This is a genomic window from Pelomonas nitida (genome assembly GCF_043555975.1).
In the GTDB taxonomy this organism is placed as follows: Bacteria; Pseudomonadota; Gammaproteobacteria; order Burkholderiales; family Burkholderiaceae_C; genus Pelomonas; species Pelomonas nitida.
Genome location: NZ_JBIGIA010000002.1, coordinates 86,587 through 100,982, shown reverse-complemented (window position 1 = coordinate 100,982; position 14,396 = coordinate 86,587). Strand labels below are relative to the sequence as shown.

The window sequence follows — 14,396 nt, the reverse complement described above, 5'->3', positions numbered from 1 at the left end:
GCCACCACGGGGCAGGCGCCTCAGAAGGGCAGGCTCAGGTAGTAGCTGCCGAGCTCGGTCAGCTGGCCATTCGCGGCGAGCAGGCTGGTGTAGTGGGTGTCGTTGCTCCAGCGACCCGTGAACCACGCGTAGCGGAACACATCGGCGCGGCTCTCGCACAGCGCCACCATCTCGGCCATCTGGGCCTTCTGCTTGGCCACCGTGTCGATCTGGGCGCTGCCGTCGCCGTTGTGCCAGTTCGCCATCTCCGTCACCCAGAACGGCTTGCCGTACTTGGTCAGCCTGTCGAGCTGGTCCTTGAGGCCGTAGTCGTACCAATGGAAGGCCAGGTAGTCGATCTGCGGCGCCTTGCCGGCGTTGGCGGCGGCATAGGCGGCATAGAACGCGTCCATCCAGACCACCGGGTCGGCATAGCCCGACATCGTGCCCCACGTGATCGCCGGCCCGACGAGCTTCACGCCCGTCTTCTTGGCGACCGCCTCGTACTGCGGCCACAGCTGCGCCGCGGCTTGTGGCGTCAGGTTGGCCTGGTCCACGAGGTTGGGCTCGTTCAGCAGCAGCAGGTACTGGATGCTGGGATTGGCAGCCAGGAAGGCCTCGATGTCCGACGCCGTGAACTCGCGCCACAGCATGGGCACGAAATCCATCGCATACCTGCTGCGGTAGTCGGTCGGGACGGTGGACTTCGGCTTCTGGCCCCAGCCGTACCACCAGGTCACGCCGGGTGACAGGACCTGCAAGTCCTCCGCCGTGGCCAGGTCGTAGGCGATGCCACGCTTGGCGCTCTTGGTCGCCGGCGTAGGTGCCGGCGTAGGTGCCGGCGTAGGTGCCGGCGTAGGTGCCGGTGTGGGTGCCGGTGTGGGTGCGGCGGGGCTGGGCGCGGGGCTCGGGGAGGGCGACGGCGCGTCGCTGCCGCCACCGCCGCAAGCGGTGAGGCTCACGGTGGCGAGGGAGGAGAGGGCGCCGGCCAGCAGCTTGCGGCGGGCCAGGCGGTCGATGTCGGCGGTCATGGCGCTTACAGCGACTTCAGGAAGGCCAGCAGGGCTTCGCGGTCGGCCTTGGACAGCGCGGCAAAGCGTGCGCGGCTGCTGGCGCCTTCGCCACCGTGCCACATGATGGCTTCGGTCAGCGTGCGGGCCCGGCCGTCGTGCAGATAGCCCACCTTGCCAGCCGCGCCAGCGACACGCTCCGTGTAACCGATGCCCCACAGGGCCGACGTGCGCCACATCGTGCCGGTCGCGCGGCCTTCGACGAAGCCGTCGGCCATGTCGGCGCCCATGTCGTGCAGCAGCAGGTTGGTGTAGGGCTTGATGAGCTGGTTGCGCAGCTCGGCGAACTCGGAGCCGTTGCCGGTCTTCATCGACGCCACGTGGCAGGTCGTGCAGCGGCTGGCTTCGAACACGCGCGCACCAGACGCCACCTGCGTCGGGTTCACGTCCAGGTCCGGCAGCGGCGACACGCCCTTCGGGAAGCCGCTCACCTGGCTGCGCTGCGCCGGCACGCCCAGCAGCGCGAGGTAGCGGCTGATCAGCGTCAGGTCGTCTTCGGTCAGGCCTTTCTCGACCTTGGACGGCGTGCACTTGCCCGACAGGCAGTCACGGTTCGGGAAGACGGGCGAGGTGACCGACATGTCCTGCAGCGCCGCACCGGCGGCCTGGTGGCGCAGGCTCACCTTGGAGGCCTTCCAGCCGTAGCGGCCCAGGCGCACGACGCCGGTTTCCGGGTCGTAGGCGAAGTTGGCGATGCCCACCACGCCGTCGGCATCGGGCGTGGTGCGGGCGCGCGCCAGGATGTCGGCGTCGGGCACGGCTTCCAGCAGGCCCATGCCGATCATCGGCTGGGCGGAGCGCAGCGAGTAGGCCGCAGGCGTCGGGCCGTCGAAGGCGACACGCGGCTTGCTGAGCTCGACGACGGTGCCGTCGTCCAGCTTGACGCTGCGCACGTCGAAGCCCGCCACGCGAACGCCGGTGCCCCAGTCCTGCAGCGCGCCGGTGCTCAGCGAGCGTGCGTTCATCTGCACGGCCACGCCGTAGGTCGGGTGAGGCACCTGCTTGCCGTCGGCGTTCAGCGCCGCGGCGCGCACGCCCATCGTGTCCAGGCGTTGGTTGATGGCGGTCGGCGCCAGGCTGCGGCCGTTGCCGATGTGGCAGGCAAAGCAGCTGGACTTGTTGAAGCGTGGGCCTTGCAGGCCGACGGCGGCGTCGTTGCGGTCGTTGCCTGACTCGTTGTGTTCACCGGTCCACATGTCGGTGTGGATGAGGCGGCGCCCTTCGACGAAGCGCTGCATGTTCTGCATGCCGATCTGGTTGTTCGGCTGCTGGAACATGAAGGCGCCGTTGTCGGCGTAGTCATACGACACGGAGCCCGTACCGCCCTGCAGTGTTTCCTCGGGCAGCGGCGCGTTCATCAGGCGCGGCTGCACGCCGTACCAGGGGCGCAGGCCGGAGCCAACGACGTAGGTGACCTCGTTCGTGTAGTAGCGCACCGCGCCGCTGTCGCCGACGGCGTCCATCGCCGCACGCGTCGAGAAGAAGGAGCCGGTGAACTCGATCGCATCGCCGACCTTCAGCGCCCGCGACGCGATGGTCTTGCCGTTGGGCACCATGACGCCATCGGCGTTGGCCGACAGGTCGGAGTGACCCGGCACGGTGTCCAGCACGACGCTGCAGCCGTCGTTGGCGCCCTTGACGCCGGCGTAGCCGCTGTTCGGGCTGAGCAGCGCGTCCTGTGGTGGCTTCTTGATGACGGGGCAGGACGCCACGTCCTTGAAACCGTCGGTGTAGGTGGTGTCGTCCAACAGGTCACCCGGCGACATCCAGCCGTAGCCGGTGACGCCCGGCGTGTCGTAGCGGCGGAAGAACGAGTGGCCACCGCCACGCTGCGCCTGCTGGTAGTACTGGTTGACGATGATGGTGGGCTTCGTGACGCCCGCCACACGGCTGTTGTCGATGAACTCCACACCCCAGGTGCGGTTCTTGAAGTAGTTCGCGACGAAGTTCAGGTAGGCGCCGGGGCCCTTGTCCTTCGCATTGCCGGCCGCGTCCACCGTGTCGTTCACGCCGAAGCCGATCTCGTTCCAGTCCTCGCCGCGCTCACGGGCGTGGCGCGAACGGCCCACCATGCCGAAACGGGTGACCAGCGTGCCGTCGGGCAGCGTGAACTGCACGGTTTCCAGCGGGGCCTGCACGGCCGGCGCGGGCGCCAGCGCCGAGCCATCGGCCGGGAACTGCTGCGCCGTCGTCGCGATGGCCGGCAGCGTGTTGTCGCTGCCCGGCGACTTGAAGCTCACCTCGAACAGCGAGTAGCCGTACTGCGTGGCGCGGGCCACGCCTTGCACGCGCACGTAGCGGACGAAGGCGTTGAGGTTGAAGAACTCCTCGGTGCCGCCCTTGCCGCCCGTCACGTAGCGGATCTGGTACCAGGTGGTGCCGTCGTCCGAACCCTCGATGGCGTATTCCTTGCCGTAGGCGTTTTCCCAGGACAGGCTCACATAGCCCAGTGCCGTCTTGGTGCCGAAATCGAACTGGATCCAGGCGGCATCGTCCTTCGCGCTGGCCCAACGTGTGGTCATGCTGCCGTCGATGGCGAGGCCGGCCGTGTTGGCGCCCTCGACCGCCGAGGACGTGGCGCTGCTCACGCGAACGACCGCGCCGGGCTTGCTGACGTCGGTACCTGCCGGCAGCTGCATGGACACGGGCAGTTGAGAGATCGGCGTGGTGGAGCCGCTACCCGGGAGTTCGACTGGCGTGGTGGCCGGCGGCAACTCCAGCACCGGGTCAGGCGCGCTGGCCGACGATGCCGGCGCCGAAGGCGGCGTGGCGGGCTGGGTCGCCGGCGGCTCGGCCGAAGGCGGCGTGGCAGACCCACCGCCGCCGCCACCGCAGCCGGTGCCCAGGGCGGCGGCGATCAATGCCGCCAGAAGGGTTGGGGCGGTCGCTCGCCAGGGCCGCTTGGGCATCTCGACAGGGTAGGTCATGGTCGGTTCACGTGGTCGGTGTCGCCAGCCCCGGCCAGGTGACCGCAGCATCCCGGCTCCGATCTGGGCCGTTGAACTGCAGTCCTAGGGATGGCTTCAGCGGGCCGGTTCAGGCCGCTTCTGGATGGCGCGCACGATACGACGCGACCGGCGAAGCACCCACACCGCCTTGTCTGCAGCTTGAAACAAGCCGCAACATCCGTTGCCGAATTTGCTAACGCCGAGGCTTGCCGACATGGCGAGCAAACGAGATACCACTTTTCACGCGCTGAGCCGCACCGCTACAGGCGGTGCGCTGGTTTGGCTGCGGAGCGAGCAGTCCAGTCGTCGGGCCGCCTGTTAGGGCCACGGCAGCGCGAGTGGCCAGCGCCGACATGCTTGCGACGAATTCCAACAATTTCGCCAGCGAGGCGCGCACGCCCAGCTGGGTGCCAAAAGTCATCACGCGAGCGCCGCGATGCGGCATTCGACTGGTATGCAAGCCTCGCGCCTGCAAGGCCGTACCACGCGCCACCCTGAACGCCCATGCCGCGGCATCGACATGCCCTTGAGACGTCAAGCCAGGTTCGCGCCGGTTACCGGAGCGCGGCGCGTATCGGTTAGGGCCGGCTCACACCGCAGCAAGCGCGGCCGCCAGATCGCGGCGCAGGTCGGCCACATCCTCGACGCCTACCGACAGCCGCACCAGCGCATCGGTGATGCCCAGCCGCGCGCGCACGTCGGCCGGGATGGAGGCATGGGTCATCAGCGCCGGCAGCGAAATCAGGCTCTCCACGCCGCCCAGGCTCTCGGCCAGCGTGAACAGCTCGACCCGTTGCAGGAAGCGGCGCGCGCCGTCGAGGTCGGTCTTCAGCGCCACGCTGATCATGCCGCCGCCGCCGCGCATCTGTGTTTTCGCCAGTGCATGCTGCGCATGGCTGGGCAGGCCGGGGTAGAGCACGCGTTCGACCTGCGGCTGCTCGCTCAACCACGCCGCCAGCTCGGCCGCGCTGGCGTTGTGCCGCTCCAGGCGCAGCGACAGCGTCTTCAGACCACGCAGGGCCAGGAAGCTGTCGAACGGCCCGGCCACCGAGCCGATGGCGTTGTGCAGGAAGCCGAGCTGCTCGCGCAGCGCCGCCTGCCGGAGCTCACCGCCGACGACGGCCACGCCGCCGATGACATCGCTGTGGCCGTTGAGGTATTTGGTGGCCGAGTGCACGACCAGGTCGAAGCCCAGCGCCAGCGGCCGCTGGCCCCAGGGGCTGGCGAAGGTGTTGTCGGCCACGGCCAGTGCGCCGTGTTCGCGGGCGATGCGCGCGACGGCCGCCAGGTCGGTCAGGCGCAGCAGCGGGTTGCTGGGTGTCTCGATCCAGATCAGCCGGGTGCCTGGCTGCAGGGCCGCGCGCACGGCCGCCGGGTCGCGGCTGTCGACATAGCTGACGCGCAGCCCGGCGCTGTGCTTGCGCACGCGCTCGAAGAGCCGGTAGCTGCCGCCGTAGAGGTCGTCCCCGGCGACGATGTGCGAGCCCGCCGGCAGCGTGTCCAGCACGGTCGCCATGGCCGCCAGGCCCGACGAGAAGGCGTAGGCCTGGGCCCCTTCCTCCAGGTCGGCCACGGCGCGCTCCCAGGCCTGGCGGGTGGGGTTGTGGGTGCGCCCGTACTCGTAGCCGCTGTGCTCGCCGGGGCCGGTCTGCCGGTACGTGGAGCTGACGGAGATGCCGGGCATCACGGCGCCGGTCACCGGGTCCGGGTGCTGGCCCGCGTGGATGACGCGGGTGTCGAAGGCCAGTTGTTCGGTGCTCATGCGGCGAGTTCCTTGCGCAAGTGGTTGATGAGGTCCACACGGGTCACCAGGCCATGAAAGCCGGCGTCGTCGGCGATGACGGCCACCAGACCGCGGCGCAGTTGCTCGGCCAGGTCGGCCAGCGGCGCGTTGGGTGCGAGGGTGATCACGTCGGCGTTCATCGCGCTGGCGACCGGCGCGGCGAAGGCGTGCGCCTCGGTGTGCAGGCGAGCGAGAAGGTCCGATTCGTCCAGCAGGCCGGCGAGCCGACCCTCGGCCAGCACCGGCAACTGCGACACATCGGCCTGGCGCATGCGCGAGAACGCCGTCTTGAGCGTGTCGCCCGGGCTGACGCTGACCACACCGCCGCTGGCCGCCGGCCGGGCGATGAGGTCACGCAGGTCGCCCACGCGCGGGCGCGGCAGCAGGCCCTGCTCGAACATCCAGTGGTCGTTGTAGACCTTGGACAGGTAACGCGTGCCCGTGTCGCAGACGAAGGTGACGACGCGTTTGGGCGTCGTGTGCGCGCGGCAATACCGCAGCGCTGCGGCCAGCAGCGTGCCGGTGGAGGAGCCGGCCAGGATGCCCTCGGCACGGTAGAGCTCACGCGCGGTGGCGAAGCTCTCGGCATCCGGGATGCTGTAGGCGGTGCGCACCGGCCCGAGGTCGGCGATGGGCGGAATGAAGTCTTCGCCGATGCCCTCGACGGCCCAGGAGCCGGCGTCCTTGAGATGCCCGGTGTCGATGTAGTCCTTCAGGATGGAGCCCACCGGGTCGGCCAGCACCATCTCGATGCCCGGCCGCACGCGCTGGAAGTAGCGCGACAGGCCGGTGATCGTGCCGCCCGAGCCGACACCGCAGACGATGGCATCCACGTCGTGTGCCATCTGCTGCCAGATCTCAGGCGCCGTGGTGGTCTCGTGCGCCAGCGGGTTGGCGGGGTTGTTGAACTGGTCGGCATACCAGGCGCCGGGGATCTCCCGCACCAGGCGGGCGGCCACGTCCTGGTAGTAGTCGGGGTGGCCCTTGCCGACATCGGAGCGGGTGAGGTGCACCTGGGCGCCCAGCGCCTTGAGCTGCAGCACCTTCTCGGCCGACATCTTGTCCGGCACGACGAGCGCCACCTGATAGCCCTTGGCGCGGGCCACGAGCGCCAGGCCCAGGCCGGTGTTGCCGGCCGTGGCCTCAACAACGGTGCCGCCGGGCTTGAGCAGGCCGTCCCGCTCGGCCGTCTCGATCATGGCCAGGCCGATGCGGTCCTTGATGGAGCCGCCGGGGTTCTGGGATTCGAGCTTGAGGAAGAGCTGGCAGGGGCCGGTGTCCAGGCGCTGCACGGGTAGCAGTGGCGTGTTGCCGATGAGGTCCAGCACCGCGGGCCGGGCCTCCAGCGGGAGTCGAGCGGTCATGAAAGCGTGGAGCCCGCAGCGAGCGGGCCCGAGTGTCAAGGCCTCGCACGCTACGAAGTCAGCCTTCGCGTGCCAACGATGCGTTCCGCATGAGCTTGTACGGATTTCGTTGATTGGCGACACGCCGGCTCGCCGTCGTATCGGCTGCCGGGCGCCGCGCTGGCATGGCTGCCCCTCAAAAGCTCACCTCGCGCACCAGAACGGCCAGAGCCTGGCGCCCATAGCGGGCCAGCGGAGGCTCCCAGGGGCCGTTGATCGACAGCTGACCACGCCAGGACTGGGCGCCCAGCGTGCGGGGCAGGGGCTCTTGGACAGCCAGCGTCACGTGGTAGGCGCCATGCTCCGGCACGAGCAGTCCGCCTTTCTCACGCACCAGCAGATGTCCGCCGGCCTGCGTTGCCATCTCGGCCCGAGGCAAGGTGCGCGAGGTGTCGCGGTCGATGGCCACGACCTTGAGCCGGACGGCCCGCAACGGCAAGCCTGGCGCGACGAACAAGGCCGCATCCCCGGGGCGGACATGCCTCACCATGTCTTCGTCCACCCAGGTCTCGACGATCCAGCGGCCGTCGTCCCGTACGAGCAGGCCGATGCGCTCGCGTCGGCTCAACCACTGCCCCGCGCGCAGGTCGGGGTCCACGTCGCGCAGCAGGCCTGCGAATGGCGCCGTGGGCCGGTAATTGGCGAGCTCGTCGTCGATGCTCGCCAGCTCGGTTCGCGCCACCGCCGCAGCGTCCTCGTTCACCAGCAGCCGGTTGCGCGCATCCGCATCGAAGCCGGACGTGGCCGCCTGCCATTTCAGGCCTTGCAGTCGTGCCAGCAACGCCACGCGCCGCTGGGCGAGTTCGGGGGCGTGAAGCCGTAGCAGCTCGGCGCCAGCGGGCACGGCCTGTCCCTCCCGAAAGGGCAGGGCGTCGAGCCGCGCCGGGCCCGGTGCGTAGACCGGCCAGATGTCGGCCGGACGCAGCATTGCCGTGGCGGTGGAGCGGGTGGGCCAGGGCAGTGCCAGCAGCAACAGCGCGGCTCCCAGCAGCGCCGCGCTGAACCGGGTGCGCCGTCGAGCCCGGATGACGGCCCAGCGCTGATGCCAGGCCCGCCATTCCTGCAGCAACGGTGCCAGCAAGAACCAGCCGATCTCCACCGCAAACAACACGACGCCCAGGACCTTGAACGCGACTTGATAGACGAACAGGGCGATACCAAGGAACAGCAGGGCGCGATAGATCCAGGTGGCCCAGGCAAAGGCGACCAGGGCGCGCGTGCGTGCTGGCGGCAACAGCTCTGGCGCGGGCTCGGCGAGGTCGAACAGCAGTTCCCGCAGTCGCCATCGCGCCAGCGCGAAGCTGCGCTCGTGCAGATTGGGCATGTCCAGCGCATCGGACAGGATGAAATAGCCATCGAAGCGCATGAACGGGCTCATGTTCACCGCGAGCGTGGTGAGCCAGCTGGTCGTGGCCAGCACAAAGGCGGCTGAGCGCCAGGCGCCGTCAGGCAGCAGCGCCCAGGCGGCCGTCGCCCAGGCGGCGATATGCAGTTCGGTGACGATGCCCGCGCAAGCCACCCGCAGGCGTTGGCGTGCGTCGGTCAGCTTCCAGGCTTCGTTGGTGTCCGTGTACGCCACCGGCCACATGACAAGAAATGCCAGCCCCATCGTCGGAACGCGGCAGCCATAGTGCTTGGCCGTGAACGCATGCCCCAGTTCATGCGCCAGCTTGGTCAGAAACAATGCTGCGCCATAGGCGCCCAGGCCCTCCCAGCTGAACGCGTCGACGAGCGAGCTCTGGAAGGCGTTCCACTGCTGTGCGACCTGCGTGGCGCCGAAGAGCAACGCCGCCAGCGTGAGGAGGCGAAAAGCCGGCCGGCCGAACAGGCGAGCCACCGGCAGCCAGCGGCCCAGCCAGGCATCCGGGCGCAGCAGTGGAATGCGGAAGAACAGGTAGTGGTGCAGCAGCCAGTGGAGTGGCGAGCCCCGCTGTCGGGCCCAGCGCTCGGCCCATTGCCGCGCCAGGCCGGGCTCTGGGCGCGTGAGTTGATGCGCGATGAGGAACTCGCCGACACGCTCCACGTCCTTCGCCTGAATGTCCAGCGTCGTCTGCGCGCTCACCTCAGCCGCGATGGCCTGGCCATCGCGTCGCCACCATCGCTGCAGGATTTCGAACGTGGGCCAGTCCAGTCGGTAGAAAAGCTGTCTCACCGGATCGTGCAGGGTCCAGCTCGGCTGGCCGTCGGGCAGGCATGGGCCCGGCAGCAGGTCCAGTTCCTCGCGCAGCACCGGCAGGCTCATGATCACAGCCCCAGGGTCACTCGCACCGTGGCCATAGGCCGCCGCAGCGCCCAATAGGCCAGAGGCACCCATCCGGCATGAAGTTTCGCGGCGCCCTTGAGACCGACACGGTGCGTCGTGCCAGCGTCGAGCGTGGCCCTGATCCGATAGGCGTAGCTGCCATCTGGCCGCTGCACGGCGTCGTGGGCGAAGTAGCGCAGCCGGGCCGTGACGGGCGCCAAGGGCGTGGCGTTCAGGTAGAGCTTGACCTCGGCATCCGTTGCCAGGTCGACAGCGTCACCGAGCGGAAGCCATGCTTCGATCTCGACGTCATCTGGCGCGGCGATGCGCAAGATGCGCTCCCCGATCGTCACGGGCCGGCCTATCCATTCGCTGGGATCATCCAGCAGCACGATGCCCGCCTGCGGCGCCAGGACCCGGGCGCGCGCCAACTGCTCCTGCAGGTATTCAACCTCTGCGCGCTTCTCGTCGATTCTTCCGGTCAGCAGGGCGAGCTGCGATTTCACGCGCATGTCGGCGAGCGCCTGTTGCGAGGCCTGCCGATACTCCGTCTCGATGGTCGCCAGCGTCTGGCGGGCGACGTCCAGCCGCCCCTGGATGGCCAGTTCATCGAAGCCGAACAACGCCTGGCCCTGACTCACCCGTTGGTTGGGCTGAACCTGGAAGCTGCTGATCACCCCGTCGAGCGGCGCGCGCACCACGGCAGGGTGCGCCGGCACCAGCTCGCCGGGGGCGAGAACGGTCAGTCGCACCGGCAACGCCGCCAGCATCAGCAGCGCGGCGATCCAGCGCGGCCCCGGCCGCCGCCACCAGCGTGCGCGCTCGACATCACCGTCCTGCTTGCCTGGCAGCAGCCGCCGGCGCCAATCGGTCAGGGTCATCAGTCGCTGCTTGCGCAGGGCGAGGAACGCGTGCCACCAGGCATGGGACCACTCACGCGCCAACGCCACGTCCTGTTCGGGCCAAGGCGCTTCGCCGGCCAGCAACCACAGCCCCTGCGGCGGTTCACCCTCCTTGCCCAGCGGCAGCACGAGCGCATATGCCGGCCACCAGGTGTCCCATTCGCTGGCGAGTTCCGCGGGCAGGTCACCGGCACTCATCGCGCCACCAGCCGGCATGCGCGTCACGACGTAGTCGGACAGCCGCGTGAGCCACTGCACATAGGGCGCGTTGGCTTCGGCCTGCACGACGCCCGACAGGCAGTCGATGCCTGCCTCCGCCGACCACAGTGCGGCCTGCCGGAAGTTCAGCAGTGCGAGGCTGTCGTTGACGAGCAGGAAGGCCAGCTCTCGCGGCGTGGCGGCGAGTCGCGCTCGGCGAACCAGCTCGTACAGCCGCGCGACCGGCGCTCCGGCGGCGACCTCCATCAGGCCGCGACTCCCGCGCTGCGACCGCCCAGCCAGCCCGGACGCGAATGCGCGGCATCACGCATCTGCGCGCTCAGGCCGGGGCGTCCCAGCGATGTCTTTTGACCTTTGCCGACCGACATCTTGAAGATGGTTCTAGCCTCCCGCCCTTCGGCGTCGCGGGCGATGATGACGACCTGCAATTCGCCATCGAAGGTCGGCGGAGCGTCGATCTGGAAGGTGCCCGACCGCGCGTCGAACCTCACCCAGGCCGGCAGATCTGCGCCATCCGCCCGCTTGGCGGTCAGGTTGATGCTGGCGTCCGGCTGGGTATGGGCAAACGCATCGGCCGGCAGCGTGAAGCTGCTGACGCGCCCGCCTTGGACGAACTGGTCGGTGATGCCCATGAAGACGGTCAGGCTGGGCGTATCCGCTTCGATCACGACGACGCGAAACCCCGACGACGCGGTCAGCGCATCGGCGATGCGCCCCGGCAACGGCGCCGCGATGTCCGCCGCGATGCGCTCGACCAGCGCGATGGGCGGCGGCAATGCGGTGACCGGTTGCGGCGTCGGCAGCTCGACGGGTGGGACGGCCTCCACCACCGGCGGCGGCACCACGATGGGGGGCTCAACCGGCTTGGGGCGGTCGTCGTCGGCCGCGCCGAGGGTGGCTGTGCCCGTCGTGTTGTCGGCGTTGAAGACGTTGGCGGAGCTGCCGTCATCCTTGATGGTGGCCGTACCTGCCACGCGCGTGCCGGCGGTATTGCGGGCCACGAGCCGCAATGATTCGCTGCCCTCTTGCGCGCTGTCGTTGACGATTGCGACGCGCACCAGCAGGCGACCGCTGGGGCCCACCGTCACGAGGCTCCCCGCCGTGTAGGCGCGCCAGGCGGTGCCGTCGAAGACCTCCAGCGCCGTGCCCGTGTCCGAACCGACGTCAGCCGAGTCCGGCTCCAGCGCCAGATCGATGCGCTGGCCGGCGGCCGCGTTCACGTTGAACAACAGGAAGGGTGACGCCTCGCTCACTGTGGGGCTGTCGACGCTGAGCGGCCGGTCATCGTCCGCAATCGCGCGCTCGTCCACGCTGCCATCGGCATTGAAGATGCTGCCGGTGCCGTCGTCACGGATGGTGGCCGTGCCGCTGGCGGCGCGGCCACCCGCCGGTGTGGCAGTCAGCGTGAACGTCTCGTTGTTGTCCGGCAGGTCGTCATTGATGATGGACGTTCTCGCCAGCAGCAGGCCGTCGGCGGGCAGGGGGACGGGGCCGGCATGGGCGAGCCAGGTGCGCCCACCGTCCACCGAGATCTCGAGGAGCGGCCCGTAGTCCGTTCCATCGCCGGTTGCGGTACCGGCTGCGAGCGTGAGGCTGACCGATTGGCCCGCATTGCCGCTGACAACGAAGACGGCCGTGGCCGACGCTTCGTTGACGAGTGGGCTGCTGACGCTGACCGGACGGTCGTCGCTACGCGACGCGTCCGTGTCGACACTGCCATCCAGCGCGAACACATCCCCGCTGCCATCATCCCGGAGCGTCGCCGTGCCGACGGCGGCGCCGGACGTGGCGGTCGCTGTCAGTGTGAAGGTCTCGTTGTTGTCGCTGACGGTGTCGTCGACGACGGACGTGCGCGCCAGCAGCACACCATGGGCAGGGAGCATCACGCTGCCGCCGTAGTTGGCCCAGGTGTTCCCGCCGTCGACGGAAATCTGGAGATTGCCGGTGCCGGGGCTGCCGAAGTCCGTGCCATCGCCGATCGCCGATCGATCCGCCAATGCCAGCGTCACGGTCTGTCCGGGGCCGCCACTGACCGTGAAGACGGCATAGGGCGACGCCTCGTTGACCACTGGACTGCTGACCGTAGGCGGGGGGAGTGTGTCGACTGCCAGGACAACGCGGTTGTCCGCGTCGCTGCCATCGTCGTTGACATTGCCGGCGGCATCGGCGAACACGCCGCTGGCCACACTGACCATGGCGGCACCCAGCAGAGGCTCGGTCGGCGTGAAGACTGCCGTGTAGCTGGTGCCGCTGCCGGTGAAGCCGCTGAGCATACCGCCGGTGACGGTGATGTCGGCGGCCGTGAAGTCGGTGGCCGGTTCGGACAGCGTGAAGGTGAGGGTGGCGGTGTCGCCGAGCTTGAGTTGGGTTTTGTCGGTGGAGACGACGACGGTGGGGCGCAGGCCGTCGTAGACCAGCGTGACGTTGTTGTCGGCGTCGGCGCCGTCGTCATTGACGTTGCCGGCGGCGTCGGAGAAGCGGCCGCTGGCCACGGCCACGGTGCCGCTGGCGCTGCTGGGCGTGAAGATGGCCGTGTAGATCGTGCCGCTGCCGGTGAAGCCGCTGAGCGTGCCGCCGGTGACGGTGATGTCGGCGGCCGTGAAGTCGGTGGCCGGTTCGGACAGCGTGAAGGTGAGGGTGGCGGTGTCGCCGAGCTTGAGTTGGGTTTTGTCGGTGGAGACGACGACGGTGGGGCGCAGGCCGTCGTAGACCAGCGTGACGGTGTTGTCCGCGTCGGCGCCGTCGTCATTGGCGTTGCCGGCGGCGTCGGAGAAGCGGCCGCTGGCCACGGCCACGGCCACGGTGCCGCTGGCGCTGCTGGGCGTGAAGACGGCCGTGTAGCTGGTGCCGCTGCCGGTGAAGCCGCTGAGCGTGCCGCCGGTGACGGCGATGTCGGCGGCCGTGAAGTCGATGGCCGGTTCGGACAGCGTGAAGGTGAGGGTGGCGGTGTCGCCGAGCTTGAGCTGGGTTTTGTCGGTGGAGACGACGACGGTGGGGCGCAGGCCGTCGTAGACCAGCGTGACGGTGTTGTCGGCGTCGGCGCCGTCGTCGTTGACGTTGCCGGCGGCGTCGGAGAAGCGGCTGCTGGCCACGGCCACGGTGCCGCTGGCGCTGCTGGGCGTGAAGATGGCCGTGTAGCTGGTGCCGCTGCCGGTGAAGCCGCTGAGCGTGCCGCCGGTGACGGCGATGTCGGCGGCCGTGAAGTCGATGGCCGGTTCGGACAGCGTGAAGGTGAGGGTGGCGGTGTCGCCGAGCTTGAGCTGGGTTTTGTCGGTGGAGACGACGACGGTGGGGCGCAGGCCGTCGTAGACCAGCGTGACGGTGTTGTCGGCGTCGGCGCCGTCGTCGTTGACGTTGCCGGCGGCGTCGGAGAAGCGGCTGCTGGCCACGGCCACGGTGCCGCTGGCGCTGCTGGGCGTGAAGATGGCCGTGTAGCTGGTGCCGCTGCCGGTGAAGCCGCTGAGCGTGCCGCCGGTGACGGCGATGTCGGCGGCCGTGAAGTCGGTGGCTGGTTCGGACAGCGTGAAGGTGAGGGTGGCGGTGTCGCCGAGCTTGAGCTGGGTTTTGTCGGTGGAGACGACGACGGTGGGGCGCAGGCCGTCGTAGACCAGCGTGACGGTGTTGTCCGCGTCGGCGCCATCGTCATTGGCGTTGCCGGCGGCGTCGGAGAAGCGGCCGCTGGCCACGGCCACGGTGCCGCTGGCGCTGCTGGGCGTGAAGACGGCCGTGTAGCTGGTGCCGCTGCCGGTGAAGCCGCTGAGCGTGCCGCCGGTGACGGCGATGTCGGCGGCCGTGAAGTCGGTGGCTGGTTCGGACAGCGTGAAGGTGAGGGTGGCGGTGTCGCCGAGCT

General features: G+C 69.4%; 7 protein-coding genes and 1 pseudogene. All 8 read right to left on the bottom strand.

Features of this window, described 5'->3' with window-relative positions; genetic code table 11:
• Positions 1 to 20: 20 nt before the first annotated feature.
• Positions 21 to 1,010, bottom strand: a complete 990-nt coding sequence (locus ACG00X_RS03040) for a glycosyl hydrolase (protein ID WP_394486457.1) — start codon at positions 1,008 to 1,010, stop codon at positions 21 to 23.
• Positions 1,011 to 1,015: 5 nt separating this feature from the next.
• A complete protein-coding gene (locus ACG00X_RS03035; protein WP_394486456.1) occupies positions 1,016 to 3,976 on the bottom strand; it encodes a di-heme oxidoredictase family protein in 2,961 nt (986 codons plus the stop codon).
• A 610-nt stretch (positions 3,977 to 4,586) separates the two neighbouring features.
• The gene (locus tag ACG00X_RS03030) at positions 4,587 to 5,759 is read right to left on the bottom strand and encodes a trans-sulfuration enzyme family protein (protein WP_394486455.1); all 1,173 of its coding nucleotides are present in this window, start codon (positions 5,757 to 5,759) and stop codon (positions 4,587 to 4,589) included.
• Entirely contained in the window at positions 5,756 to 7,144 is a 1,389-nt protein-coding gene (locus ACG00X_RS03025; RefSeq protein WP_394486454.1) for a pyridoxal-phosphate dependent enzyme, read from the bottom strand. Before ACG00X_RS03025 ends, ACG00X_RS03030 begins: the two co-directional genes overlap by 4 nt.
• Positions 7,145 to 7,319: 175 nt before the next feature.
• Positions 7,320 to 9,425: a site-2 protease family protein gene (locus tag ACG00X_RS03020; RefSeq protein WP_394486453.1), complete on the bottom strand. Its 2,106-nt coding sequence runs from the start codon at positions 9,423 to 9,425 to the stop codon at positions 7,320 to 7,322.
• Positions 9,426 to 9,427: 2 nt separating this feature from the next.
• On the bottom strand, positions 9,428 to 10,792 hold the full coding sequence (locus ACG00X_RS03015) for an efflux RND transporter periplasmic adaptor subunit (protein ID WP_394486452.1): 1,365 nt from the start codon (positions 10,790 to 10,792) through the stop codon (positions 9,428 to 9,430).
• On the bottom strand, positions 10,792 to 13,845 hold the full coding sequence (locus ACG00X_RS03010; protein ID WP_394486781.1) for an Ig-like domain-containing protein: 3,054 nt from the start codon (positions 13,843 to 13,845) through the stop codon (positions 10,792 to 10,794). Before ACG00X_RS03010 ends, ACG00X_RS03015 begins: the two co-directional genes overlap by 1 nt.
• Positions 13,846 to 13,881: 36 nt before the next feature.
• Positions 13,882 to 14,388, bottom strand: a pseudogene (locus ACG00X_RS03005) (Ig-like domain-containing protein); the annotation flags it as partial.
• Between the last annotated feature and the right edge of the window lie 8 nt (positions 14,389 to 14,396).

Bases quoted from the DNA above. Each gene is read 5' to 3' on its own strand.
- ACG00X_RS03040 (WP_394486457.1), bottom strand. From the start codon at position 1,010: ATGACCGCCGACATCGACCGCCTGGCCCGCCGCAAGCTGCTGGCCGGC.
- ACG00X_RS03035 (WP_394486456.1), bottom strand. From the start codon at position 3,976: ATGACCTACCCTGTCGAGATGCCCAAGCGGCCCTGGCGAGCGACCGCC.
- ACG00X_RS03030 (WP_394486455.1), bottom strand. From the start codon at position 5,759: ATGAGCACCGAACAACTGGCCTTCGACACCCGCGTCATCCACGCGGGC.
- ACG00X_RS03025 (WP_394486454.1), bottom strand. From the start codon at position 7,144: ATGACCGCTCGACTCCCGCTGGAGGCCCGGCCCGCGGTGCTGGACCTC.
- ACG00X_RS03020 (WP_394486453.1), bottom strand. From the start codon at position 9,425: ATGAGCCTGCCGGTGCTGCGCGAGGAACTGGACCTGCTGCCGGGCCCA.
- ACG00X_RS03015 (WP_394486452.1), bottom strand. From the start codon at position 10,792: ATGGAGGTCGCCGCCGGAGCGCCGGTCGCGCGGCTGTACGAGCTGGTT.